Genomic DNA, 25,496 nt, shown 5'->3' on the forward strand with positions numbered 1-25,496 from the left:
TATATTTTATATTGAATGATTAGAGTACTTTGGCTTCATTTTTCAAAAGCTTAACCAATTCCTCTACATTATCTTTATCTATAAGCTTAACGGCTCCTTTGGCAGGGGGCAATTGGAAGGCATCCACTGCTGTGGACGTTTCTTCCGATATGGCCTCGACCACATTTAATGGTTTGGTCCTCGCCGACATGATGCCGCGCATATTTGGGATCTTCCATTCTGATATAGGCTCCTGGCAACCTGCTATAAAGGGAAGTGATACTTCCAAATATTCTTTACCTCCTTCTATCTCACGGGCCATTTTGCCTATATTACCTTCTATATCAAGTTTCATTACAGGCGAAATGGATGGCATGCCCAATATTTCTCCAACCATGCCGTGAACCATACCCCCATTAAAATCGATAGATTCTCTACCCATAAGAATAAGATCGTACCCTCCTTCTTTAGCGTAATGGGCTATCTGATTGGCTACAAACAAAGAATCTTTAGGAAAAGCATTTACTCTTATGGCTTCATCAGCGCCGATAGCCAGGGCTTTGCGGATAGTAGGCTCAGTCTCTGCTTCACCTACATTTAATACCGTAAGACTTCCCCCGCTCTGCTCTTTTAATTCTACTGCTCTGGCTAGGGCATAGTCATCATACGGCCCTATAATGAACTGAACACCGTTTTTATCAAATTTAGTATTATTATCTGTAAATTGAATTTTTGATGTTGTATCTGGCACATGCGTGATGCATACTAGAATTTTCATATATATTTCGGTTTATTTTTCTGTAATTTGTCGTGAATTTAACGAATACCACCTTAATTAAAAAACGTATCCATGAGCAATTTGAATCGTATAGATCAACTCTTAAAGTTTGCCGAAGAGGAACCTAATAATCCCTTCAATCTTTATGCCTTAGCCTTGGAATACCAAAACATCGATCAAGGTAAAGCTGACTTCTATTATGACAAACTATTAAAAGAGCATGAAAGTTATATCCCTACTTATTTTCATGCTGCCGCATTTTTTGTAAATCAGCGATCTTTGGTCCGGGCCAAGCAAATTTATGAAAAGGGAATCTTGCTTTCCAGACAGCAAAATCAACACCATGCATTAAAAGAACTTCAAAATGCCTATAACAACTTCCTATTTGAAGAAGATGTAGATTAAAGTAATCTAATAATTATTTTGCCCATTTGTGTACCTTCCTTCATCTTATCAAAAGCTTGAACAGCGTCTGCTAAGGGATATACGCTGTCTATGATAGGAGTAATTTTATGGACATTTACATATTCTACCATTTTTTTGAAATCTTCATCACTCCCCATCGTAGTGCCCTGTATGGTAATCTGATTCCAGAATACCCTTCTCATATCCACTTTTGAAGGATTGCCCAAGGTAGCCCCATATACCACCAGTTTCCCTCCCGGTATTAGAAGCGGTATCAATGTATCCAAAGTGTCCCCTACTGCACTGTCTACGATAAGATCAAAACCACCGGATGCTTTCTTCGCTTGATCAGCCCAATCAGGGTCATGATATATAAATCCCTCTTCAACCCCATACTGATAGGCCACCTGAAGCTTCTTTTTAATTCCACTGGTAACAAAGACAACCGCCCCTGCCTTCAGCGCAATTTGCGCGGCCAGCTGGGAGACCCCACCGCCAAATCCAGTGATGAGCACTTTATCTCCTGGACTGACCTGACCGTGATAAAATAAAGCCCTATATGCAGTAACCCCGGCTAATGGCAGCCCCGCAGCCTCCTCCATATTCAAATGATCTGGCTTTATCATTAGACGGTCGGCTTTTATATGCACATATTGGGCTAAGGTACCATGCGTGGGCATGCCCATTATTTTAAAATCAGATGATTGGGCTTTTTGGTAAGTCCCCCAGCCCATAGCTGCATTCATGATGACCTGCTTCCCTAGCCATATCGGACTTACCTCCGCCCCTACTTCTACCACTTCACCAGCTCCGTCTGAGCCTAGTATAATTCCGTTTTTTATATTTGGATAACGTCCTTCCCGGCACCACTGGTCACGGTGATTGAGTGCTGCAGCATGTATCCTTACTTTAACTTCATCCGCCCCCAAATCACCAAGATCCACCTCTTTAACAGCTATTTTATCGGGGTTTTCATCTGTCAGGATAATTCCTTTCATATATATTTTTGTTTTGATATGGACTGAAACCCTTCCATGCCTAGTAATACCAGTTAAGTTGAATTTGTTCAAAAGGTAATATTGTAATATATATTAAATGGCAAAATAAATTTCAGCTGCAGGCATGTGCGTAAACTTTACTTACCTTTATGCCAACTTTAACCGCCCGTTAGATGCGCCGTAAAGATTACACATACGGTATAAAACCCGGGCACCCACATTGCCATTCCAGTCTTCCCCATCCGGACCGGGAGCTACTTCTACTACATCAAACCCAATAATCTCTTTACCTGAAAGGACCACCATTTTCATCAGATAAAGCATTTCCTCCATTTCTAACCCACCCGGTACCGGTGTTCCGGTATTAGGACATAATTTGGGATCCAATCCATCTATGTCTATGGTAACATATACTTTGTCGGGAAGCTCTTTTACTATATCTTCACATATTGACTTCCATGACCTGCCCCCATATAAAGATTCTTTAATATCTTTATCATAGAAAGTAGCAATTCTCTTATCAGATGTAGCCATTTCAGCCTCAGATTCAGCATAATCTCTGATCCCTACCTGCACCAATTTACTTACCTGTGGAAGTTGTAGAGCATTGTAAGAAATTGACGCATGTGAATAGGTGAAATTTTCGTATGCAACCCTTAGATCGGCATGAGCATCTATTTGTAGTATTCCGAAAGCAGCTTCATCCTCTGCTATCGCTTTTAGCATCCCGAGTGGGGTAGAATGGTCCCCTCCCAAAAGGGCAACCAATTTGCCCATGGCCCTATAATGTTTGACCTGCTGATAAACCCAAAGGTTCATTTCCTCACTTGCCTTATTGATCAGGTCCGGTACAGCAGCCAATCTTAACATATCATGTTCCGGCTCACCCATTTCAAGAAACTTGATATAATTTTTAGCCAGAGTCCTATAGTTATCGCTTATTTTTTTGATATGTTCAGGTATTTCTATCATATGTATACCCATCTTCCAGGCATCTTTGATATCTCCCTGGTATAAATCTAGCTGGGGGGAAGCATTTAAAACTGTCTCTGGACCATTGACAGTTCCAGGCGAATAGGATACGGTGACTTCCCATGGTACTGGTATTACGATCACTTCTGCCGTTTCCTCATCGAAGGGCAAGCCAAACAAAGAACCTGAACTCCCAATCCCGCTCGGGTCAAACTTATCTATCAATTGGTGTTTTAAAGACATAAAAAGAAATTTTTAAGATTTTGGTTTAATCATCTCCTGAACAAAATTAGGCAGTACAAAAGCCGCGTGGTGCAGTTTAGTATTATAATATTTTAAATTAAATCCCGGTAAATGACCCTTTGCTTTTTCCTGTATCAATTCCGGATTGCAGGTCCCTTTGGCACTGTATGAAAATGACCACATGCCAGTAGGATAAGTAGGGATATGCACCAGATAGCAATGGACATTTTCTTTACCAAAAATACCTCTGTAGCAATCATATATTTCTACAAATACTTTTTCATTAAAACGAGGGGATTCGGATTGAGTTACCATAATGCCATCTTTTTTCAAAATCCTATGTACCTGAGCATAAAATTCCACAGTGAACAAGCCTTCACCAGGTCCTACAGGATCTGTACTGTCTACCAGAACTATATCAAAGGATTCATCTGGAGCTTCATTGACATATTTGATACCGTCTTCAATTTTCAAATTAAGTTTAGGATGCCCAAAAGCCGAAGCTATGGTTGGAAGAAATTCTTTGGAAGCCTCTACTACTTTCTCATCTATTTCAACCATTACTACTTCCTCTAAATCATCATACTTGAGTAGTTCTCGGGCTGTACCGCCATCTCCTCCTCCTATTACCAATACTCGCTTGGGGTTCGGATGAGACTGCATGGGCACATGGGAAATCATCTCGTGATATACATATTCATCCTTTTCGGTGGTCATTACCATCCCATCTAAAGTGAGCATATTACCATAAGCAAATGTTTTGTAAACTTCTACCTTTTGGAATTCGGAGTCTTCGTCATAAAGTTTGCCATCATGTTTAAGCGATAAGGCTATGCTCTCATTTCTTTCCGTAAACCAGACATCTTTGGTTCTCATCGGGGTACCGTCACCTGCAGATTTTTCATCTCTCATCTGATTGATGTCAAAATCCTTATGTGTGAGGAGTGCCATTTCCCCTCTTCTCAGTTCTACTGCAGATCCATGGGCAGCTTCAAATGCATTTTTGAGGTAATTATAGGAAATCCAGGGATTGACTGTTTCCCCACATGTAAACAGATCTACCGAGGCATATCCGTATTCGGGCCAGGTATGTATGGCCAGATGACTTTCCTGGATAACCACTACCCCGGATACACCATAAGGCGAAAAATGATGAAAGGTGGAGTTTATAATGGTAGCACTGGCCTCTTCAGCAGCTTCTTCCATACTGTTTTGGATATGAACTACATCATTCAAAATCTCTGGATTGCAATCATAAAATTCAACAATAATGTGACGTCCTAGTGCACTCATAATTCTATTTTCTTAATTTTATTAATCTTTAACACGTACAAAAAAAATAAAATTTTGTGGTTAAATAAAGAATATGCTCAATCAATAAGTAGATTTCTACTGGATCACTTCCAAAACTGAAGCACTGCCTTGGGTTATATGGGTCCAATCCCCTACATAAACCTCAAGTCTAACCATAGTGCCTGGCTGTACATGGATATGATAATCATTTGTTAGATAGTTTATTAAGGAGGTAATAGATGGATTATGCCCGATGATCAAGGCATTTGATGTTCCCACAGATTTGGTTTTTATGATTTGAAGCAGATTTTCCATGGAACTTTCATAAATAGAATCTTCTATTACTACCTTGGGAATGGAAACATGATCCAATAATAACAGGGCGGTCTCTACCGTTCTTTTAGAAGGACTTTTAAGTAAAAGATCGAAACTGGTATTACGGCTCTTGATTAAATTGGAGATCCTTAATATATCTTTTCTGCCTTTGGCGGACAGGGGCCTTGAAAAATCATCGGGTGCAGAATCCAAAGATTGAGCTTCACCATGTCGAAGTATTGTCAGTAATTTTTTCATGATTTGCTGAATGATAAACACAGCTATATTTAATAATCATGCCAGAATTGGATAACAAATCTTGAATAATTTGGACGAGAATATTATGCCATCTATTTTTACGGTTTTATATCCCTTTGCCAAAACAGGCTATTTAACCAAATCTCATACAGTATGTCCAAAAATTTAGTCATTGTCGAATCTCCTGCCAAAGCAAAAACAATTGAAGGTTATCTGGGTAAGGATTACAAAGTAGCTTCCAGTTATGGCCATGTCAGGGATCTGCCAAAAGGCGATAAGGCTATAGATATAAAAAACAAATTTGCCCCTACATATGAAGTTACCCCTGATAAAAAAGAGGTTATCAAACAGCTCAAACAATTAGTAAAATCTTCAGAAACTGTATACCTGGCAAGTGATGATGACCGCGAAGGGGAGGCTATATCCTGGCACCTGAAAGAGGTACTGGGACTGAAAGATGAAAACACCAAAAGAATAGTTTTTAGGGAAATAACAAAAAGTGCTATCACCCGGGCCATAGAAAATCCCCGGATAATAGATATAGACCTTGTAAATGCGCAGCAGGCAAGGCGAATTTTAGACCGTTTGGTTGGATTTGAACTGTCCCCTGTACTCTGGAAGAAAATCAAAGCCGGACTATCTGCCGGCAGGGTACAGTCTGTAGCGGTACGTTTTATCGTAGACAGAGAAAGGGAAATAGATAAATTTAAATCCAAAGCTACCTTTAAAATTACGGCTGAATTTAACGTAGATGGCAAAACACTACATGCCGAACTTCCTAAAAAATTCGAATTGGAAGCTGATGCAGAAAGCTTTTTAAAAAATTGCCTTCAGGCAGATTTTGCTATCAAAAACCTAGAAACAAAGCCCGGCAAGAAAACACCTGCCGCTCCCTTCACTACTTCTACCCTTCAGCAGGAGGCCAGCAGGAAGATGGGCTTTTCAGTAGCCCAGACCATGAGTGTGGCGCAGAAACTATACGAAGCCGGTAAGATTACCTATATGAGAACTGATAGCGTGAACCTTTCGGATGACGCCATGGCAAATGCCAAGAGTGAGATCATATCTAACTACGGGGACTCATTTCACAAAAGCCGGAAATTCACTTCCAAGTCGGAAGGTGCCCAAGAAGCGCATGAGGCCATAAGACCTACCAACTTTGCGGAGCAAAATGCAGGCTCAGACAGAAATGAACAGAGGCTCTATGAACTGATATGGAAAAGGTCCATAGCATCCCAAATGGCTGATGCCATCCTGGAAAAAACAAATGTGACCATCAGCATATCAAACCAAGAACAGACATTATCTGCCAGTGGTGAAGTGATCAAATTTGAAGGTTTCCTAAAAGTTTATTTAGAGACCACGGATGAAGAGCTGGAAGATGATGAAAACGATAATAAAGGACTACTTCCCCCCCTTCATATAGGACAGTCCTTAGAACTTACGGAAATGAAAGCCAGAGAATCTTTTACCCGTCCGCCTGCCAGGTATACAGAAGCTTCACTCGTAAAGAAATTGGAAGAAATGGGGATAGGAAGACCGTCCACTTACGCCCCTACCATTTCCACGATTCAAAAGCGAAACTATGTCATCAAAGAATCCCGTGATGGCATAGCCCGGAAATATGTGGAAATGAAGATAAAGGATCGAAAGTTTGTAAAATCTGAAAAAACCGAAACCGCAGGTGCTGATAAAAACAAACTTTTCCCCACGAATATAGCCATGGTGGTCAATGACTTTTTGGTAGAACATTTTCCCAACGTAATTGACTTTACTTTCACTGCCAGGGTGGAAAAAGAATTTGATGATATTGCGCATGGTAAACAGGAATGGGAAGAAATGATAGAGAATTTCTATTCCAAATTTCACAACAGGGTGGAGCAGACAGAAAATATTTCACGTGCTGACTCTACCAAAGAGCTGGGAACAGATCCCAAAACTGGCAAACCGGTCATCGCCAGACTGGGTAAGTTTGGGCCGCTGGTACAAATCGGTGATCAAGAAGATGAGGAAAAACAATTTGCCAGTCTAAAGAAAGGGCAGTTTATTGAAAACATCACATTGGAGGATGCATTGGAACTGTTTAAACTACCACGCGATGTGGGTCATTTTGAAGATAAAAAGATAGTGGCTGCCATAGGAAGATTCGGACCATACCTCCGTCATGACAGTAAGTTCGTATCACTAGGCAAAGAATGGGACCCTCTCAGCATTACAGAAGAGGAATCAATTGCTCTCATCAAGGCTAAACGGGAAGCCGATGCTCAAAAACACATCAAAACGTTCGAAGAAAACCCCGAAATTCAAATATTAAATGGACGATGGGGACCTTACATCAAGTTTAATAAAAATAATTTCAAAATACCAAAAGATAAGGAAGCTGAAACCCTTACCTATAAGGAAACATTGGAAATCATTGAAAACCAGCCGGATAAGAAAAAAGGCCGGGTAACTAAAAAGAAAAAATAAAAATATAAGCTCTCCCTATAAGGAGAGCTTTTTTATTACTGTAGTTTTTAGATAGCATTGGAATATCATTTGCTTTTGTCTATATTTAAATAACTCACGACCAACAATGCACTATCCATACCTTATTGTTTTATTATGCTCTATAATAGGAATATCATTTGCTATATACTATTATAAATCCCGCTCCCGAATAGAGGTTAAAGAAGATGATCCGGAGGATCACATCAAAGGAATGTATTTTCTTAAAATGCCCTATGAAAAGATCATCATTGGTTTTTTTGGTATCTCTTCCCTGGTCTATCTAGGAATGCTAATAGTGAACTTTAACATCAGATGGCTAGATCTGAGTATGCTGATTTTGGCGCTGACGATTGCACTTCTATTGGTATATAAGATAGGGATGGCTTTTTCTGAAGCAGGTAAATTTAAATGGGGTACATTAATATTCTTTATTCTTTCTGTGATTATCGCATATAGTATATATGCCCAAATTCCCGATTTTACACAGGTACTGAAAGATGCCAGGGAATACACCCTTACACTTCATCTCTTGGGAATGGTACTTGGATTGGGAGGTACGACAATTATAGACTTTATGATTTTTCATTTTATGAGAAATTATAAAATCAGTTCTCAGGAGGCTGTAGTAATGCACCTCATTTCACAGATTATCATTATAGGCCTCATATTTCTGATCATCAGTGGCGTAGCTATCTTCCTTACAGACATAGATGGCTATTTGGCATCAGACAGATTTCTAATGAAAATGACGGTACTGCTGGTGGTTACCATCAATGGTGCTGTACTAAATTTATATATCGCACCCTACATGGAAAAAATTTCATTGCGGGCGCCAGATCTTAAAAAAGACAATGTTTTTAAAAAAATATCTTTTGCTGTAGGGGCTATTTCTATGGTATCATGGTATTCTGCCTTTTTCCTGGCTATGATAAAAGATTTGAGCTATTTCCGATATACTACCTTACTTATTGCTTATTTGATATTACTGGGGCTAAGCATTGCCGTTAGTCAGTTTTTTAAGTTTTCTATGGAAAAGGAAGTAAAAGAAAAGTTATAACTCTCTATAAAGTGAAAAATTTAGTAGTATTAACCGGAGCAGGAATCTCTGCAGAAAGTGGCTTAAAAACATTTAGAGACGCTGACGGGCTCTGGGAGGGCCATGATGTCATGGATGTAGCCACCCCTGAGGCCTGGCAAAAAAATCAGGAACTGGTACTCAAATTTTATAATGATCGCAGAAAGCAGGCACTCTCTGCTCAGCCTAATAAAGCACATCTGGGTTTAGCAGCCTTAGAAAAAGATTATAATGTAACCATCATCACTCAGAACGTAGATAATCTTCATGAAAAGGCAGGATCCAGTAAAGTGATTCACCTGCATGGGGAGCTTTTTAAATCTCAAAGTACAGTAGATCCTCGTCTGCAATATGAAATAGAAGGCTCGGAGCTTAATCTGGGACAGTATTGCGCTAAAGGTTCCCAGCTCCGTCCATTTATCGTTTGGTTTGGAGAAATGGTTCCTATGATGGAGACCGCCATACATGAGGTCGCTAGAGCAGATATATTTGCCGTAGTTGGTACCAGTCTGCTGGTATACCCAGCGGCCAGTCTTATAGGATATACAAAAGCCGATATTCCAAAATATATCATAGATGTAAAGATTCCGGATATCAGTATTAAAAATAATTTTATTCCTATAGAAGATAAAGCCAGTACGGGAATTGCTACATTCATCCAAATGATCACTTAAATTAATCAGTAGCTAACTCTAAATTAAACTTATTATGAAAAGAAAAGCCACATCAGTTTGGAATGGTAACGGAAAAGATGGAAAAGGTAGTCTCTCCTCCCCCAGCGGATTTTTCGACAGTACCCCCTACAGTACAAAAACACGATTTGAAAATGAAGACGGTAAGCTGGGCACAAACCCTGAAGAACTCTTGGCCGCAGCTCATGCAGGGTGTTTTAATATGGCCCTAAGCTTCCAAATAGCAAGTAAGGGTTTTGATGCCGATGAACTTCATACTGTTGCTACAGTCACCATAGATAAGGAACAGGGCAGTGATGATTTTGGTATCCAAGAGATACATTTAAAATTAAAGGGCAAAGTAACAGGAATGACCAGAGAGGATTTCGATGTAGTAGCCCGAATAGCTAAAGATAACTGCCCTATCAGCAAAGCACTAAAAGCGGTGCCTATCAGCTTGGATATAGAGTTTGAAAATTAAACACAAGGTTGCCTGTCTAAAATCAGGCAACCTTTTTTTATCACCTCACCACTTTTTCCAAAGTGGCTAAATAAACCCATTTTTGATCTCTTGACTGCAAGCCTTTTTCCACCGCTCGCCTTTCTTCCTGAGAAGCTTCTATGTCCTCATATTCCATGGAATTAAAGAACTGAAGGTAATCTTTATAAATATTTATGGTCATATGGGTGGATCTGGCCTCACTGCCAAATGGCAATGCTGTCCTTAATAATCGCCAGGTAGCCATTAAATCATTCTCTATTTTCTTTTTATGAATGGGAAGAAACACTTCTTTTTCTGCTGTTTCATATTCCTCAAATCTGCCTTCTACTGCCTTCATCAGATCAAATGATGCCAGTACACCCGGTTGGAGCCTGAAATTATCTCCTACAGCTACTATTTCTTCCATATACGACCTTACTGCCAGGTCCCTGCTTTTATGTGCTTCAGATATTTTCTCGTGCAAAGCTTTGTGGTCCATATCTTTATACACTTCTTTGCCATAGCTTATGAGCTTTCCCAACGACAGGCCTTCCATCATTTTCACGGGATCATTATAATAGGTTACGGTAAGATAATGGAAATCCTCTTGCTCAGCCCCGGATTTCAGCGACCAAAAGTCCCAGCCCTTAATGTCTCCTTGATTGTTACTTTCCTGATATAATTTTTCCAAAAAATCTTTGTATTCGATATACGGCAGGGTATTACCTTTCTCTACTCTCATATATTCAAATACCAAATAATTTTTCTCTTGGGCGTAAGTGAGCGCCATACCTATGGCCAATAAAGTCAGTATTAGGCTTAACTTTTTCATAAGGTTATTATTTTGGGTAGAAATTTCTTTACCTTTATAATTTATAATATTTTTTCCATAAATAGGCGAATTCCCCTTATTGAATTATAAAACATTTTTATTTTTATATTCTATTGGTTTATTTACGTATTCAATATCTTATTCCGTAATTAACCCATTAAATAAATACATAAGCATTTAACCTTATAAATGAGAATATAAGTGATTTTACTTATAAATCAATAAATTCACATAAATTGCTTATATTTAAAATTATAAGCATATGCAGTAATAATTTTAGTATTATGATTTCAGTGATCACAGGGGACATCATTCATTCTAAACTACACAGACCGGATCTATGGCTGGAAACCCTTAAAACACTATTAGAGGACTCCAGTGATATCGTAGGCCAATGGGACATCTACCGCGGCGACGAGTTCCAGATAGAGGTCCCGGATGCTGAGAATGGATTACTTATGGCCTTGCTCATAAAAAGCGCCGTAAAAAAAACACCTACTTTGGATGTAAGAATGAGCATAGGGATAGGTGAAAAGTCCTATAAAGGCAAGAAAGTGTCTGAATCGAATGGACCGGCTTTCGTACATAGCGGCGAGCAGCTAGCTGGAATGAAAAAGCAGAAAATAAACATGCTATTCAAAAGTGGAAATGAATTGCTGGATAAAGAATTAAACATCATCATTAAACTTGGATCAGTGATTTGGGACAACTGGTCAGAGGTTTCAGCCGAACTTGCCCTTATGCTTTTGCAAAACCCAAACCAGGTGCAGGGAAAAATAGCACAGACTTTGGGAATCAAACAAGCAGCTGTAAGCCAAAGATTTAAAAGAGCAGAAATGGCACTGGTACTTGAAACTGAAAAATATTTTAAAGATAGAATACTTAATTTTAAAAATGAATGAACCTGTTTGTCAAGCTCTTAGTGGCACATTTATTAGGAGATTTTATTTTTCAGTCCAAAAAATGGGTCGAACATAAAATTGAATATACCTATAAAAGCAAATACCTATATATCCATAGTCTTCTACATGGGATATTATCCTGGCTGCTGGTGTTTCAGATAGCATTCTGGCCATATGTACTAGTCATCATGGTCACCCATTACTTCATTGACCTTACCAAACTGATCTTTCAAAAAAACGATAAGCAAAAAGCATGGTTCTTTATAGATCAAGCCCTGCATTTGATGGTCATTGGTATAGTTACCTGGACATATTTAGGTTTTGAAAAAATTCATTTTCCAGATCTCACTACCAAAACCTGGTCCATATGGGCAGCCCTCATTTTTCTCACCACACCTACATCCGTTGTTATTAAAATCCTGATGTCCAGCTGGACCCCGAAGGTAGGTGTTCAAGATAATTCCCTTCAAAATGCTGGCAAATTTATAGGCATACTGGAAAGGCTTCTCATCTTTACCTTTATCACCACCGCACATTGGGAAGGAATAGGGTTTCTAATAGCAGCTAAATCCATATTCAGATTTGGGGATCTACAGGAATCTAAAGATAGAAAGATGACTGAATATATATTGATAGGCACGCTTTTGAGTTTCGCCATAGCCACATTAACAGGCTTAATGATATCACTTTCAGACGATTAAACAAATAAAACAAACCATATATGAAATAGAAAGCCAACCTAAAAAAAATAGAATCCATTATTTAAAAATAAATATTTTACCATAATTAAATTCTTATTATTTTAGCAGATTGTTATAAGATAAATCAAAATTTTTATAGGTATTGTATTAAATAAAAAAAACATGTTTAATATAACTCAATACCCTGATTATTAATGGTATATCTTCTAAAACATAGAAGCAAATACCAGATTAAAAGTTTTAAAACCAATGAGCAATACAGAAGTACATGAAGAGAATAGGGTACTAGCACTCTTGTCATACAATATATTAGACACGCAGATGGAGCCTGAATTTGACCGTCTTACCCAACTGGCGGCATTGCTTTGTGAAACGTCTTATGCTACTGTGGCGCTCATGGATGACAAAAGAGAATGGTTCAAATCCAAAATTGGTATAACTATCACCGAATCCCCTTTGAATCAAGCATTTGGCTATAAAATCTTACAGACTTCTGAATATTTTGAAATTAAAGACACGCATGAAAATGACCTATTTAGCAGCAATCTTTTAGTAAATGATTCGCCCTTCATAAGGTTCTATGCAGGGTTTCCACTGATAGACCCGAGTGGTTTTGTCCTAGGAAGCCTAAATGTACTCGACTCCACACCAAAAACACTTACCCCATCCCAAAAAAATGCCCTGGAACTTTTGGCCCAAGAAGTAATGTCGGCTATAATAGAGCGTAAAAACAAAGAGGATTTAAAAGTATATGAATCCTTGTTTACTCTATCCCAGGATATTATGGCCATTATAGATAAAAACGGCCGATTTAAAAAAATAAATAAAGCATTTGTAAATATATTGGGCTGGGATGAGAACACCATCATCAACCAATCCCCGGAATTGATTCATCCTGAAGATGTGGATACCTCCCTTATGGAATGGGAAACCCTCGTAAAAGAAGGTAAAATAAATATTTTTACCCAAAGACTCAAAACCAAGTCAGGGAACTATAAGACGTTTCAATGGCAGACAAGTCCTGATCCTTCTACCGGAGACATTATAGCCGTAGCAAGAGACATTACCATGGAGCTACGGAATAAGATAGAACTTATAAAGCAAAAAGATTTTTTGGATAACATAGTAGAGGGCATGCAGGAAGGCTTTGCTTTGGCTAACCACAAGGGAACCAAAATGCGTGTAAATGATGCCCTCTGCAAAATGACAGGATACAGCCGGGAAGAACTGATCGGACAATCCACCCCTTACTCCTACTGGCCAGAGGATATGCATAAGAAAAATGAACTGGCTTTTGTAAGGGTATTAAAAGGTAAATCCACTAATGATACACAAGAACTGATATTTCAGAGAAAAAATGGCGAAAGGTTCCCTGTCTGTATCCGCCCATCAACCCTTCACAATCCTACTACAGGAAACAAATACATATTTACCACTATTCAGGATATAACTAAAAGCCAGCAAACTGAAAACGACCTTTTAGTGACCAAAAAAATACTGGAACAAACAAACCGGGTGGCCCAGGTAGGTGGATGGGATGCGGATTTAATCAAAAACACTTTGTATTGGTCTGATATAACCTATGAAATACATGAAGTGGACACCGATTTTGTTCCAGACATACAAAAAGGACTAACTTTCTATAAAAAAGAAAGCCAAGTCATCATGGAGAAAGCATGGAAAAACGCCGTAGATATAGGCATCCCTTTTGATGTAGAACTGGAGATCATCACTGCAAAAAACCATGACAAATGGATAAGAACCAAAGGCCAGTGTGAAATAAAAAACGGTAAGGTAATCCGTATTTATGGTACTTTTCAAGATGTAACCAAACGAAAATTTGCAGAGCAGGAGGTTATAAGGAAAGAAAAGATGCTCAAGGGGATCTCCTTGGCTACAAATGAATTACTTTCAAACAGGGATTTTAACGAAGCGATCACCAAATCCCTGGTAGTGCTAGCCGATACAGTGGAAGTAGATAGATTGTACATTTTTGAAAACCATACAAACAATGAAGGCCAGCTGGTGGCTTCCCAGGTATTTGAATATGCCACCCCAAACGTTATTTCCCAAAAAGGCAATCCCGCTTTACAAAACCTAGAACTTGAAAAATTTGAAAATTTCTACCGTCCTCTTTCTAAAAACAAACCTTATAAAGCCATATTAAAGAATCTGGATCCTGATTCAGATGAGGCACAATTCCTGGAAGCTCAAGATATTAAATCCATCCTGGTCATTCCTGTATTCTATAGTGATAAGCTTTGGGGCTTTGTAGGCTATGATGCTTGCACTTCGGAAAGAAAATGGTCGGATGCAGAGGTTTCTTTACTAAGAAGCTTTGGCATTACCATATCAAATGCTATAGACAGAAGAATAAAAGACAAATTCCTCGTCAAGTCCAAGGAACAGGCAGAGGCAGCCAACATAGCAAAATCAGAGTTTTTGGCCAATATGAGCCATGAAATCCGAACTCCTTTGAACGGTATTATAGGATTTACCGATTTAGTGCTTAAAACAGAATTAGACCCTACTCAGAGCCAATACCTGTCTATTGTAAATAATTCGGCAAATGCTTTATTAAGTATCATCAATGATATATTGGATTTTTCTAAAATAGAAGCAGGTAAATTAGAACTCGATATAGAGCGGTTTGATGTCTTTGAAATGGCTAGCCAGACAGCTGATATCATCAGTTACCAGGCACAAAGCCGACATCTGGAAATGCTTCTCAACATATCGTTGGATTTGCCAAGGTTTATCTTCGCCGATGAAGTTAGGCTTAGACAGGTATTGATCAACCTGCTGGGCAACGCTGTAAAGTTTACGGAAGTGGGCGAAATAGAACTTAAAATCGAAGCACTGGGCCCTATCGAAAATGAAGAGGTATATATCCGGTTTGAAGTAAGGGATACAGGTATAGGGATTAAAAAAGAAATGCAGGAAAAAATATTCGAAGCATTCTCACAGGAAGACGGGTCTACCACTAAAAAATACGGCGGGACGGGTCTGGGGCTCACCATTTCCAATAAGCTATTGGAGCTTATGGATAGCAAGCTCCAACTGAAAAGCAAGCCTGGAAAGGGAAGTAAGTTTTTCTTTGATATAAAAGTAAAAGTGGGTGAAGGTGAGGCGGACATTTTTGAAGATATAGACCAGATCAAAACAGCTTTAGTAGTAGATGATAATTTTAACAACAGAACTATTTTAAAGCAAATGTTAAAATTAAAAGACATCGAAATAGTAGAAGCCGCTAATGGATATGAGGCCCTTCAGCTATTGGACCAGGGAAATATCTACGATGTCATCCTTATGGATTATCACATGCCCTATATGGACGGTCTGGAGACCATCTCCAAAATTAGAAACAATATTACTGAGGCTATAAGTGAACATCCCATCGTTTTATTATACAGTAGTTCCGATGACGAAACAGTTCTAAAAGCATGTCACGACCTAAAAGTTGCCCACCGCTTAGTCAAACCCATAAAGATGCAGGATTTGTACAATATTCTAAGTAGGCTTCATAAGGTAGAAATACCAGAAGAAATACAGCAAACCGCTCCAGGATTTGAAAATTTCGGCAATTCCTTCAACATCCTTATTGCAGAAGATAACCAGATCAATATGTTTTTAGCTAAGACCATATTGAAAAGAATTTTACCCAACGCTACCATATTGGAGGCACCTAATGGTCAAGTAGCCCTAAACCTGTACATGGAAAAAAACCCTGACCTGATCATTATGGACATCCAGATGCCTTTATTGAATGGTTATGAAGTCACTACTGCTATCCGTGAAAAGGAACGTCATGGAAAAAGAGTGCCGATCTTGGCCCTTACAGCAGGTAATGTAAAAGGTGAAAAAGAAAAATGCATCCAGCTCGGTATGGACGATTTTATATCCAAGCCGGTAGTGGAAGAAACACTCGCACTCGTATTGAATAAGTATTTACCATTGAATTCAAATGATTTAATCAATGGGTTAAACCAAGAAGAAACTGCACCAAAAGCTGACAGGTTTGATATCTCTGTACTGGAAGGATATGTTAACAATGATCCTAACCTAATGAAGGTTTTCATAGACATCACTTTAAAAGAACTTGAAAATTCTAAAATAGAACTATTGGATAGCTTAGCACACCAAAATCTCCAGGACTTTAATGCCGCTGGACATAAGCTTAAAGGAACCGCATCCTCTGCTGGATTAAACTGGCTCTATGAAATAGGACTGGAAATCGAAAACATGGTTGATTTTGATTACCGAAAGGCTAAAATAAAAATCTTAAAGGCACATGATGAGATTGATCAGGTTATAAAGTTGATAAAACAAAAAAAGAACACATTATAACTGATTAGCAATAATTTTGGTCAAGAGGGGTATCTCCCAATAGATTTTCTTTAACCAACACCATATCCATTTTCTTACGGCTGAGAAAAGATTGTAAAATATGATGGGTTTCGTTGACCGGCTTTACTGATTTCAGATAACCGGACAGGTCTTCCAAGTTGTGGATATCGGCCTGACTATCTATGAAGCCATATGCTTTTAATATACCGCCTTCAAAAAGTATAGCCGCTTTTTCCTGCGGGTGTCTTCCTTCTTCTTTTATAAGTAGTTGGCCAGAATTATTGAAAATTGAATCAATCCAGTTTTTGGCTTTGAGATTATATAACACAGAAGACTCTTCTCCGGCACAGGCTCCTTGGCACCTACCTATAGGATGATCATAACAGGCCCGGGGAGTTTTCTGAATTCCACTAAGCTTTGGGCATAAGTTAAATGAAGCCACTCCAGCCAATAAATATGACCAAGCTTCAGCATGCGACACAAAACTTACCAACGGTTTATGACCTTTAAGCAGCTTACTTACCTGGAACCTGATGTACCCCTGTCCGTCTTCATATTGATAAACTCCCCACGATACGGATTTTACTTTTTGTGATCGGTTATATTTCGGCCATAGTCTTTTGATTTCCAGTGCTTCCAGCAGCAGTGCCAAAAATTCACTTCCCGCCAGCTCATAGCTGACATCATAAATGTCAGTCTTCAAATCAGTTTTGTTTTTGCCGGTAAAATGGCCTTTAAACCTGCTCTGAATATTTATGGCTTTACCCACATATATCACTTGGTTATTTTTATCATAAAAATAGTATATACCAGGTTTCTTAGGCAATGCATCATATTTTTCCTTGCTGATATGTGGGGGCAAAAAGGTTTCCCCTGAATTTTTATGTAAAGATTTATGAACCACATGGTCTTGGTCCCTCTCACAAATAAGTGTAAAAAGATGTGCCGTAGCCAAAGCGTCACCATAGGCACGATGTCTGTCTGTTATCTGGATACCAAGGTAAGAACAAATGGACCCCAAACTATATGATCGTACTCCGGGGAAAATCTTTCGGCTCAGTTTCACTGTGCATAATTTAGGCACCGTGAAATTTAACCCAACGTTCTGAAATTCTAAATGTAAAAAATTGAAATCAAAATTTACGTTATGGGCCACGAAAACTTTATCCTTTAATAGCAACAGTAAATCCTCGGCTATTTCATGGAAAAATGGTGCTCCCTCTACCATTTCATTGGATATGCCGGTAAGCCCTGTAATAAACCCGGGTATAGCGCGCCCTGGATTGATTAATGTCTGGTAAGTATCTGTAATCTGCGTACCATCATGAATGATCACCGCCACTTCTGTAATCCCCCCATTTTGGGATACCCCTCCGGTAGTTTCTATATCAACTATTGCATAGCGCATCATGTAAAGATAACGTATGTTTATCCCTTTTTGGTAAACTTATTTTGAAATTAAATCAACACTGATATTTTAAAATCTTTTAAATTTTATACTCATTTTCAGAATTCCAACCTTTATATTTGATAAGGTACCCTTATGAGCTTTCAATATTTATTGTGCTGCCTATACATCAATAGCTGTAACGGGTGAACAGAGCATTAAACTGATACCGGCTAGCTTTATAGGCAGCATAGACCAAACCTTTAAACCAAACATTATGGATTGGATATCCGCAATCAACCTCAACACTAAAAATTTCAAAGCTGAATTTGGCGATTGCACACCTGAACAGCTTCTGTTCAAACCTTCTGACCAAACATGGTCGATAGCTGAAAACATGCATCACTTAATTGTATTCAATCAATCCTATTTCCCTATTTTTTCACAGCTCATTGCTAAAACTTTTATCCCCTCATGGTCAAGTAGGTTCTCTTATATAAACAATTTATTTGGTAATTTAATATTGAACGCTGTGAGGGAGGACAGAAATAAAAGAATTAAAACTTTCCCCAAATGGGAACCTGTCAACCTGTTTCCAGACCAAGATATATTCACACTATTCACCATTCATCAATCAGAGCTGGCGGAATGGATCCAAAAACTAGAACCCTTATTAGGTAAAGATAAAATCATCCATTCACCTGCTAATAAACTGATAAGCTATTCCCTGGATAAAGCTATCGAAATCATCGTCACACATGAAAAACGTCACCTTAATCAAGCTATGGAGGTAAAAAAACATTTTAAATGAAAACTATACGATAAATAGAACAGTTTTCATTTAAAATGTGTATTTATAGTTTATCGCGCTGCTGATACGTATAAAAATTAGATCGTCTAACCATACCGATCCGGGCAAGAAACCCAGTATCCTTTAACTTTTATTTTCGTGAATTTCCTTGATTTTCCTTCTTAAAATTTTACCCACATTAGATTTAGGCAATTCATCTACAAAATATACTTCTTTGGGTATTTTATAATTGGTTAGTTCTTTTTTGGTAAAAGCGATAATTTCCTCTGCAGTGACCGATTTATCTTTAGGAACTACGTAAGCTATCACTTTTTCGGTAGATTTATCATCTGCCTGACCTATAACCCCTACCTCCAGCACCTTCTCATGGCTGGCTATTACATTCTCCACTTCATTTGGATAGACATTGAAACCTGATACCAGTATCATTTCTTTTTTTCTATCTACGATCTTCACAAATCCGGTATCCATGATAACAGCGATATCTCCCGTTTTAAACCAAGGTCCATCAAATACATGTTGGGTTTCTTCAGGCTTGTTCCAATATCCCTTCATCACCTGTGGACCTTTGATACAAAGCTCTCCTTTCTCTCCGGCCCCTACTTCATTACCCTCGTCATCGATAATTTTGATGTCGGTATTCGGCAGTGGGATTCCTATGGTACCAAGTTGTTCTGTACCGTCTATGGGATTACAGGTAGCTACTGGAGAGGTTTCAGTGAGGCCATATCCTTCTGCAATGGGCGTTCCGGTGACTTTTTGCCATTTTTGGGCTACCGATTCCTGAACGGCCATTCCCCCTCCTACCGCTATCTTTAAAGCACTGAAATCTAAATTCCTGAAAGCCTCCTGATTCAATAATCCATTAAATAAAGTGTTCACCCCTGTAATGACCGTAAACTTATGTTTACCTAATTCTTTTATAAAAGCCGGCATGTCACGCGGATTGGTTATCAATACATTATGAGCTCCTATTTTAAGCATTGCCAAACAATTAACCGTTAAAGCAAAAATGTGATACAAAGGCAGGGCGGTAATGACCACTTCCTTATGCTCTTTTAATTTTGGCGTCATCCATGCAGATATTTGTTGCATATTGGCAATGATATTAGCATGGGTAAGCTCAGCGCCTTTTGATAAACCTGTGGTCCCCCCGGTATATTGCAGAAATGCTGAATCTGAAGCGATCATTTCCTGCCGTCTAAAGGTACTTTTGCTTCCAGAGGCTATGGCATGCTTAAATGCATGTACATTATCCAGTTGGTAATCTGGAACCATTTTTTTTATATGTTTGACCACTAGATTGACTATACCGCCTTTCAGTGCACCCAGCATATCTCCTATCTGTGAGATAATAATATGTTTGGCATTTATTTCATTCCGGATTTCCTGTAGATTAGCCGCAAAATTGGCCAGGATTACTATCGCATCCACCCCTGCATCATTGAACTGGTGCTTCATTTCGGAGGGGGTATACAGGGGGTTGGTATTCACGACTATAAGCCCGGCTCTTAAAGCCCCAAACATCACCACTGGATATTGAAGAAGATTGGGCATCTGTATGGCTATCCTGTCTCCTTTTTTCATCTTCAGCTCATTCTGAAGATAAGCTGCAAAATTGATAGAATACTCATCAACTTCTTTAAATGTTAATTTTTTGCCCATGCATTCATAGGCTATTGCATTGCCGTATTTTTTGACACTTTCTTCAAAAAGATCCACCAGGCTGTTATAGGCGTTTACATCAACTTCTTTAGATACCGAAGGCGGGTAATGTTTAAACCACGGGTAGTCTTGCATATTTTTATATTTTGGATTTAAGGTAATGATTCAGGTTAATTTAATTCATACTAAGATATAATAATTCTCCTGTTAAAAAAAGAAACCACTTCTCTGATATAGAAAAGTGGTTTTTTGAGCAAAATGTTCATTCAATCAGCTCAGTATTTTTCTGGCGATCAGTTCTTTCATGATTTCATTGGTCCCGGCATATATCCGCTGTACCCGGGCATCTGCATAAGCCCTTGCCACAGGATATTCCCACATATAGCCATAGCCGCCATGAAGCTGTACACATTCATCGGCTACCTCACACTGCAGTTCAGTCATCATGTATTTGGCTGCTGAAGACATCGCTGCATCTACTTTTTTATCATTGTGGAGCATTACCAGCTGATCACAATAGATTCTCGCCTGCTCCAGTTTAGCCGCCATTTCAGCCAGTTTGAACCTAGAATTCTGAAAATCTGCTACTGTTTTGCCAAACGCAGGTCTGCTTTTTACATATTCTATCGTGGTCTTCAGCGTAAATTCTGCAAGAGATAGTGCTGCCAATGAGACTATCAGCCTCTCTTGAGCCAGTTCTGTCATCAGGTATTTAAATCCTTCCCCTACATTTCCGAGTAGATTGGATTTTGGTACCTTTACATCTTCAAAAAAAAGCTCACAGGTATCCTGTGCATGAAGGCCTACTTTTTCAAAAGGAACACCCTTGGTAAAGCCTTCCATTTTATTATCCACGATAAACAAGCTTATCCCCTTGGCTCCTTTGGTAGGGTCTGTTTTTGCTGCCACTACCACTACATCTGATAGATATCCGTTAGTAATAAAAGTTTTGGAACCATTGATCAGGTAGTGGTCTCCATTGTCCTCAGCGGTGGCCCGTATATTCTGCAGATCACTGCCTGCACCTGGCTCAGTCATGGCCACAGCGGAAATGTAGTGGCCGCTTATCATTTTGGGTATATATTTCTCCCTAGCTAATTCCGTCCCATAATGTAAGATATAAGGTAAAACTATATCACTGTGCAGCGGATAACCTATCGCCGGGCCAGAACACCCACTCAAACCGAGTTCTTCTGTGAATATAGCATTATACCGAAAATCCTGTATGTTCAATCCCCCATACTCCTCTGGTGCCTGAAGACATAAAAAACCATTCTCTCCTAGCTTTTGCCATGATTCCCGTGAGACCATTTTGTTTTTTTCCCACTCCGCATTGTACGGGGTGATTTCTTTAGCTATATAATCTTTAAGTGACTGGCGGAACATTTCATGCTCCTCATGGAATATTGTCCTGGGCAATCCAAACATAGTATACTGGGTTTATTTTAAGTTTCCGATTAAAATTGTTTATTTTGGGAATGATCAGTTAAGAACGGTTATTGCAAAGCTCTAACTAAAAATTAAAATTAGCATTTCGCCTATAGCTTTACAAGTATATATAAAACATTAATGTTTAATATAGCCTTTAAATTTAGACCAAAGCTTCTTCAATGGATTTAGTAATATTAACATCATCAGGTAGCAGAACGAAGAATCTTTTTAGACATAGGTATGTTTAAACCTCAAATATTCTGGGAACATCAAACCCTTAACATCATCACCTACTAAATGAAGCCTTTTATTTTCGGAATAGGAATTACCTTATTGGCAGTACTTGGAATTTACTTATGGATAGGTCAACAGGCCAAAAGTGAACAGGTAGAAGTAAACTCATCCATTATCAGAGAGCAAATCAACAATGTAGGCAAACTCGTGGTCGTGGAAGGAAACTATTCCCAGGTCCTTAATTATAAAAACACAAGGCAGAACTACCTACGTATATTTCCGGCCAGTAAAAAGGCGCTGGTGATCATAAATTCTAAAGTTACCGTCTCCTATGACATGAGACTACTTCAAACTGAAGTGGATGAAAACTCTAGGAGCGTTATCATACATTCCATTCCAGAAGAAGAAGTCAATATTTATCCGGAAATAGAATATTATGATATCTCCCAGGATTATTTTAACCAGTTTACAGCAGCTGATTACAATAAAATAAAAACTACAGTCCATCAAATCATAGAAGAAAAAGTAAACCAGTCAGATCTAAAAGAAAGGGCTCGTGCTAATTTTATAGCCGAACTACAGAGAATCTACCTCCTTACAAGTACTATGGGATGGACTTTGGTTTATAATGACCGACCTATAGAATCAGAAGAAATACTGCTGAACTTAAAATAAAATCATCCTTTTTGTAAATAAGCTTTAATAGTCTTCACTCTATGAGCTATAGTCATATCGCTTATATCCATCTGTAAAGAAATGGCCTTGAGATAATCTATTACTGCCCCCTGATGATCAGCCACTTTCCCCTCTGCTATCGTGACATATTTCAGGGTGGTCCACATCAGATTTTTCAGCTCACGTCGATCATCATCCGTCATATAATATTCGATGACAGCTGTATTATGGTCATGCCATAATACCCGTGACATGATCCTTACCCACTCTCCTACCCTAGCAGGCCGCACATAGCTGATATTGTGATTATATATGACCCATGTGGATTTATATTTTCTGATAAAATCCATCATTTCCACACCATATAACTTAGGGACCTGGTCTTCCCGTGCGTTAAAGTAATAATCAAAATATTTAGCATTGTTTAAATGCTGCAATGGATCACAATCCTGAAACCTGACTACTATACGGCTTTCAGTTTCTTTTGGATAGTGTTTTTCTGGATCAAATTCAAACATGTAATTTTCTTTTTTCTATGATTAATCAGCTAACTTTTGGATAATCAATACCTTTCCTTTATAACGTCCATATGGTGATTGAAATGGCCAATGATGATCGCTAAGCAAGCCCTGGAAGACATCACATTCCCGTTCACGGTACCCTGCCTCATAAAATCACGTTCAGAAAAATGTCGGATCATAGAGCGCAGAGAAAGCCTGGATACACGGAAATCCTCCATCAGTTCCTTAACTGGAATATCGTTAAAATGTGCCATTTTCACATAATCATTTTCATCAAAACCAGGTATGGTCCCCCGTTCACCTCTAGCCAAAGAAAGGCACCTGAAGGCAAATATTCTTTCTGTATCTATCACATGACCTATAAGCTCTTTGGGTGTCCATTTCCCCTCCTGATAGGGTATTAAGAACCAATCATCACTTTTGTTTGCTAGAATATCTTCCAGCTCATCTATCTGGGCGTAAATTAATCCGATTATATCCTTTCCATGAGAATAACTGACGTACTTTTCATAAAACGGATCATATTCGCCATATTTAGGCTTCACGGTGTCGTTCATATAAGAATGCTTTACGAATAAATAAAGATGCTTAAATTTAATCATTCAAAATCTTTAAGAGAATAATATGAAAAATATATTGATACTGCTGGCATTTTTCTCATCTACTCTTGGCTCAGCCCAGACCGTTTCTATCAATAGAGACAGCGAAATAGAAGCCATGGTTAATGAAATCAAAGCTGAAAATCTAGAAAAATACGTTTTAGAAATGGTAGGATTCGGTACACGGCATACCCTAAGCGGTACCCAAGGTCCTGATCGGGGTATAGAACCCTCTCAGGAATGGGTTCTCCGCCAATTTAAATCTTTCGAGGCTGAATCTGGAGGAAGGCTCACCTCTGAAATAGATAGGTTTCAGGTAGAGGCGGATAACAGAAGGATCCCGGAAAATGTCAATATAGGCAATGTGATGGCTACGCTCCGCGGTACTGACCCCAACGACGACCGTGTATTCATCATCAGCGGACACCTGGACAGCAGGGCATTGGATGTGATGGATGCTGAAATCGATGCTCCGGGTGCAAATGATGATGGATCCGGAGTAGCTGCTGTGATAGAACTGGCCAGAATCATGAGCAAAAGGAACTTTCCCGCCACCATCATTTTTGTAGCGGTATCAGGGGAAGAACAGGGGTTGATCGGTGCTACCCACCTGGCCAAAAAAGCCAAAGAACAAAACTGGAACCTGGTGGCTATGCTCAATAATGATATGATAGGAAACAGTTTCTCTAGCGAGACGCATCTTAATGATAATACCCGCATGAGGGTATTCAGTGAAGGCATTCCTCTGATGGAAACCGAGGAAATGGCAGCCCTGCGCAGATCTACTAATGGGGAAAATGACAGCAAATCAAGACAATTGGCCCGATACATCAAAGAAGTAGGTGAAAGGTATGTGGATCAGCTGGAAGTAAAGCTCGTTTACCGAAATGACCGATTCCTGCGAGGTGGAGACCACACCCCATTTGCAAGAGAAGGGTTTACAGCTATCAGGATGTGTGAATACAACGAAAATTATTACCAACAGCATGAAAATGTGCGGGTAGAAAATGGTATCCAATATGGGGATCTTCCAGAATTTGTAGACTTCCATTATGTCAAAAAAATAGCAGGGGTGAATTTGGCCACCCTTGCCAATTTGGCCATGGCTCCGGCCTCACCAGAAAACGTGGGGATAGATGTAAGTAAATTATCCAATACCTCATCTTTAAAATGGAATGCCCCTAATAATGGTAATGCAAAAGGATATTATGTACTGATGCGTGAAACAGATCAGCCGAACTGGCAAAAAAAGTTTTTCACAACCGGCACTGAATATAACCTTCCATATTCTAAAGACAATTACTTTTTTGCGGTACAGGCGGTAGGTGATGATGGACATGAAAGTCTACCTGTTTTTCCTGTACCATTGAGAAGGTAACTGAATCGACCGGATAAATAAAACGCAGATGGAAATCGACCTTTTTTATTTAATC

General features: G+C 39.0%; 22 protein-coding genes. 11 read left to right on the forward strand and 11 right to left on the reverse strand.

The window, feature by feature from the left end:
• Positions 1-19: 19 nt before the first annotated feature.
• Positions 20-757, reverse strand: a complete 738-nt coding sequence (locus tag EL17_RS11070; protein ID WP_035073882.1) for an electron transfer flavoprotein subunit beta/FixA family protein — start codon at positions 755-757, stop codon at positions 20-22.
• 72 nt (positions 758-829) lie between these two features.
• Between EL17_RS11070 and EL17_RS11075 the strand changes: the two genes are divergently transcribed.
• The gene (locus EL17_RS11075) at positions 830-1,162 is read left to right on the forward strand and encodes a hypothetical protein (RefSeq protein WP_035073885.1); all 333 of its coding nucleotides are present in this window, start codon (positions 830-832) and stop codon (positions 1,160-1,162) included.
• Here EL17_RS11075 and EL17_RS11080 read toward each other — a convergent pair.
• From EL17_RS11080 to EL17_RS11095, 4 genes are all read right to left on the reverse strand, one after another.
• Positions 1,159-2,160, reverse strand: a complete 1,002-nt coding sequence (locus EL17_RS11080; RefSeq protein WP_035074067.1) for a quinone oxidoreductase family protein — start codon at positions 2,158-2,160, stop codon at positions 1,159-1,161. The genes EL17_RS11075 and EL17_RS11080 overlap by 4 nt on opposite strands.
• A gap of 147 nt (positions 2,161-2,307) precedes the next feature.
• Positions 2,308-3,375: an agmatinase family protein gene (locus EL17_RS11085; RefSeq protein WP_035073887.1), complete on the reverse strand. Its 1,068-nt coding sequence runs from the start codon at positions 3,373-3,375 to the stop codon at positions 2,308-2,310.
• Positions 3,376-3,387: 12 nt separating this feature from the next.
• Positions 3,388-4,668: a polyamine aminopropyltransferase gene (gene speE / locus EL17_RS11090; protein ID WP_035073889.1), complete on the reverse strand. Its 1,281-nt coding sequence runs from the start codon at positions 4,666-4,668 to the stop codon at positions 3,388-3,390.
• A 96-nt stretch (positions 4,669-4,764) separates the two neighbouring features.
• Positions 4,765-5,241, reverse strand: coding sequence for a SixA phosphatase family protein (locus tag EL17_RS11095; protein ID WP_164675061.1), 477 nt, complete (start codon positions 5,239-5,241; stop codon positions 4,765-4,767).
• 153 nt (positions 5,242-5,394) lie between these two features.
• Here EL17_RS11095 and topA point away from each other — a divergent pair, with 153 nt between their 5' ends.
• From topA to EL17_RS11115, 4 genes are all read left to right on the forward strand, one after another.
• Positions 5,395-7,710 carry a type I DNA topoisomerase gene (topA, locus tag EL17_RS11100; RefSeq protein WP_035073895.1) on the forward strand — a complete coding sequence of 772 codons (2,316 nt, stop codon included), beginning with the start codon at positions 5,395-5,397 and terminating at the stop codon, positions 7,708-7,710.
• 106 nt (positions 7,711-7,816) lie between these two features.
• Entirely contained in the window at positions 7,817-8,788 is a 972-nt protein-coding gene (locus EL17_RS11105) for a hypothetical protein (RefSeq protein ID WP_035073898.1), read from the forward strand.
• 11 nt (positions 8,789-8,799) lie between these two features.
• A complete protein-coding gene (locus EL17_RS11110) occupies positions 8,800-9,480 on the forward strand; it encodes an SIR2 family NAD-dependent protein deacylase (RefSeq protein ID WP_035073901.1) in 681 nt (226 codons plus the stop codon).
• A gap of 34 nt (positions 9,481-9,514) precedes the next feature.
• Positions 9,515-9,958 carry an OsmC family protein gene (locus tag EL17_RS11115; RefSeq protein ID WP_035073903.1) on the forward strand — a complete coding sequence of 148 codons (444 nt, stop codon included), beginning with the start codon at positions 9,515-9,517 and terminating at the stop codon, positions 9,956-9,958.
• A gap of 40 nt (positions 9,959-9,998) precedes the next feature.
• Here EL17_RS11115 and EL17_RS11120 read toward each other — a convergent pair whose 3' ends face one another.
• On the reverse strand, positions 9,999-10,790 hold the full coding sequence (locus EL17_RS11120) for a hypothetical protein (RefSeq protein ID WP_035073904.1): 792 nt from the start codon (positions 10,788-10,790) through the stop codon (positions 9,999-10,001).
• A gap of 284 nt (positions 10,791-11,074) precedes the next feature.
• On the opposite strand from EL17_RS11120, the gene EL17_RS11125 reads away from it, so the two are divergent.
• The 3 genes from EL17_RS11125 to EL17_RS11135 all read left to right on the forward strand — a co-directional run bounded on the left by EL17_RS11125 (position 11,075) and on the right by EL17_RS11135 (position 16,740).
• Positions 11,075-11,692 carry a SatD family protein gene (locus EL17_RS11125; RefSeq protein ID WP_035073906.1) on the forward strand — a complete coding sequence of 206 codons (618 nt, stop codon included), beginning with the start codon at positions 11,075-11,077 and terminating at the stop codon, positions 11,690-11,692.
• The gene (locus tag EL17_RS11130) at positions 11,689-12,393 is read left to right on the forward strand and encodes a DUF3307 domain-containing protein (protein WP_035073908.1); all 705 of its coding nucleotides are present in this window, start codon (positions 11,689-11,691) and stop codon (positions 12,391-12,393) included. The genes EL17_RS11125 and EL17_RS11130 overlap by 4 nt, the downstream gene beginning before the upstream one ends.
• A 249-nt stretch (positions 12,394-12,642) precedes the next feature.
• Positions 12,643-16,740 (forward strand): response regulator, encoded by a 4,098-nt coding sequence (locus EL17_RS11135; protein ID WP_035073910.1) that lies wholly within the window; start codon positions 12,643-12,645, stop codon positions 16,738-16,740.
• A gap of 4 nt (positions 16,741-16,744) precedes the next feature.
• Here EL17_RS11135 and EL17_RS11140 read toward each other — a convergent pair whose 3' ends face one another.
• Positions 16,745-18,151 (reverse strand): exonuclease domain-containing protein, encoded by a 1,407-nt coding sequence (locus tag EL17_RS11140; protein WP_316932659.1) that lies wholly within the window; start codon positions 18,149-18,151, stop codon positions 16,745-16,747.
• Positions 18,152-18,404: 253 nt separating this feature from the next.
• On the opposite strand from EL17_RS11140, the gene EL17_RS11145 reads away from it, so the two are divergent.
• Entirely contained in the window at positions 18,405-18,938 is a 534-nt protein-coding gene (locus EL17_RS11145; RefSeq protein ID WP_035073912.1) for a DinB family protein, read from the forward strand.
• A gap of 123 nt (positions 18,939-19,061) precedes the next feature.
• On the opposite strand, the gene EL17_RS11150 is transcribed toward EL17_RS11145, so the two are convergent.
• Positions 19,062-20,738 (reverse strand): AMP-binding protein, encoded by a 1,677-nt coding sequence (locus EL17_RS11150; protein ID WP_035073914.1) that lies wholly within the window; start codon positions 20,736-20,738, stop codon positions 19,062-19,064.
• A 135-nt stretch (positions 20,739-20,873) separates the two neighbouring features.
• Positions 20,874-22,031, reverse strand: coding sequence for an acyl-CoA dehydrogenase family protein (locus EL17_RS11155; RefSeq protein ID WP_035073916.1), 1,158 nt, complete (start codon positions 22,029-22,031; stop codon positions 20,874-20,876).
• Positions 22,032-22,331: 300 nt separating this feature from the next.
• On the opposite strand from EL17_RS11155, the gene EL17_RS11160 reads away from it, so the two are divergent.
• Positions 22,332-22,943, forward strand: a complete 612-nt coding sequence (locus EL17_RS11160; protein ID WP_051719957.1) for a DUF4230 domain-containing protein — start codon at positions 22,332-22,334, stop codon at positions 22,941-22,943.
• Positions 22,944-22,945: 2 nt separating this feature from the next.
• Here EL17_RS11160 and EL17_RS11165 read toward each other — a convergent pair whose 3' ends face one another.
• Both EL17_RS11165 and EL17_RS11170 read right to left on the reverse strand, forming a co-directional pair.
• On the reverse strand, positions 22,946-23,461 hold the full coding sequence (locus tag EL17_RS11165; RefSeq protein WP_035073918.1) for an acyl-CoA thioesterase: 516 nt from the start codon (positions 23,459-23,461) through the stop codon (positions 22,946-22,948).
• A 44-nt stretch (positions 23,462-23,505) separates the two neighbouring features.
• Positions 23,506-24,021: a DinB family protein gene (locus tag EL17_RS11170; RefSeq protein WP_035073920.1), complete on the reverse strand. Its 516-nt coding sequence runs from the start codon at positions 24,019-24,021 to the stop codon at positions 23,506-23,508.
• A 67-nt stretch (positions 24,022-24,088) separates the two neighbouring features.
• Here EL17_RS11170 and EL17_RS11175 point away from each other — a divergent pair, with 67 nt between their 5' ends.
• A complete protein-coding gene (locus tag EL17_RS11175; RefSeq protein ID WP_035073922.1) occupies positions 24,089-25,441 on the forward strand; it encodes a M28 family metallopeptidase in 1,353 nt (450 codons plus the stop codon).
• Positions 25,442-25,496: the final 55 nt, after the last annotated feature.

Origin of the sequence: Anditalea andensis (genome assembly GCF_000714815.1) — a bacterium.
In the GTDB taxonomy this organism is placed as follows: Bacteria; Bacteroidota; Bacteroidia; order Cytophagales; family Cyclobacteriaceae; genus Anditalea; species Anditalea andensis.

What these genes read in the sequence shown, in the direction of transcription:
- EL17_RS11070 (WP_035073882.1), bottom strand. Translation starts at nt 757, where the DNA reads ATGAAAATTCTAGTATGCATCACGCATGTGCCAGATACAACATCAAAA.
- EL17_RS11075 (WP_035073885.1), top strand. Translation starts at nt 830, where the DNA reads ATGAGCAATTTGAATCGTATAGATCAACTCTTAAAGTTTGCCGAAGAG.
- EL17_RS11080 (WP_035074067.1), bottom strand. Translation starts at nt 2,160, where the DNA reads ATGAAAGGAATTATCCTGACAGATGAAAACCCCGATAAAATAGCTGTT.
- EL17_RS11085 (WP_035073887.1), bottom strand. Translation starts at nt 3,375, where the DNA reads ATGTCTTTAAAACACCAATTGATAGATAAGTTTGACCCGAGCGGGATT.
- speE (WP_035073889.1), bottom strand. Translation starts at nt 4,668, where the DNA reads ATGAGTGCACTAGGACGTCACATTATTGTTGAATTTTATGATTGCAAT.
- EL17_RS11095 (WP_164675061.1), bottom strand. Translation starts at nt 5,241, where the DNA reads ATGAAAAAATTACTGACAATACTTCGACATGGTGAAGCTCAATCTTTG.
- topA (WP_035073895.1), top strand. Translation starts at nt 5,395, where the DNA reads ATGTCCAAAAATTTAGTCATTGTCGAATCTCCTGCCAAAGCAAAAACA.
- EL17_RS11105 (WP_035073898.1), top strand. Translation starts at nt 7,817, where the DNA reads ATGCACTATCCATACCTTATTGTTTTATTATGCTCTATAATAGGAATA.
- EL17_RS11115 (WP_035073903.1), top strand. Translation starts at nt 9,515, where the DNA reads ATGAAAAGAAAAGCCACATCAGTTTGGAATGGTAACGGAAAAGATGGA.
- EL17_RS11120 (WP_035073904.1), bottom strand. Translation starts at nt 10,790, where the DNA reads ATGAAAAAGTTAAGCCTAATACTGACTTTATTGGCCATAGGTATGGCG.
- EL17_RS11125 (WP_035073906.1), top strand. Translation starts at nt 11,075, where the DNA reads ATGATTTCAGTGATCACAGGGGACATCATTCATTCTAAACTACACAGA.
- EL17_RS11130 (WP_035073908.1), top strand. Translation starts at nt 11,689, where the DNA reads ATGAACCTGTTTGTCAAGCTCTTAGTGGCACATTTATTAGGAGATTTT.
- EL17_RS11135 (WP_035073910.1), top strand. Translation starts at nt 12,643, where the DNA reads ATGAGCAATACAGAAGTACATGAAGAGAATAGGGTACTAGCACTCTTG.
- EL17_RS11140 (WP_316932659.1), bottom strand. Translation starts at nt 18,151, where the DNA reads ATGATGCGCTATGCAATAGTTGATATAGAAACTACCGGAGGGGTATCC.
- EL17_RS11145 (WP_035073912.1), top strand. Translation starts at nt 18,405, where the DNA reads ATGGATTGGATATCCGCAATCAACCTCAACACTAAAAATTTCAAAGCT.
- EL17_RS11150 (WP_035073914.1), bottom strand. Translation starts at nt 20,738, where the DNA reads ATGCAAGACTACCCGTGGTTTAAACATTACCCGCCTTCGGTATCTAAA.
- EL17_RS11155 (WP_035073916.1), bottom strand. Translation starts at nt 22,031, where the DNA reads ATGTTTGGATTGCCCAGGACAATATTCCATGAGGAGCATGAAATGTTC.
- EL17_RS11160 (WP_051719957.1), top strand. Translation starts at nt 22,332, where the DNA reads ATGAAGCCTTTTATTTTCGGAATAGGAATTACCTTATTGGCAGTACTT.
- EL17_RS11165 (WP_035073918.1), bottom strand. Translation starts at nt 23,461, where the DNA reads ATGTTTGAATTTGATCCAGAAAAACACTATCCAAAAGAAACTGAAAGC.
- EL17_RS11170 (WP_035073920.1), bottom strand. Translation starts at nt 24,021, where the DNA reads ATGAACGACACCGTGAAGCCTAAATATGGCGAATATGATCCGTTTTAT.
- EL17_RS11175 (WP_035073922.1), top strand. Translation starts at nt 24,089, where the DNA reads ATGAAAAATATATTGATACTGCTGGCATTTTTCTCATCTACTCTTGGC.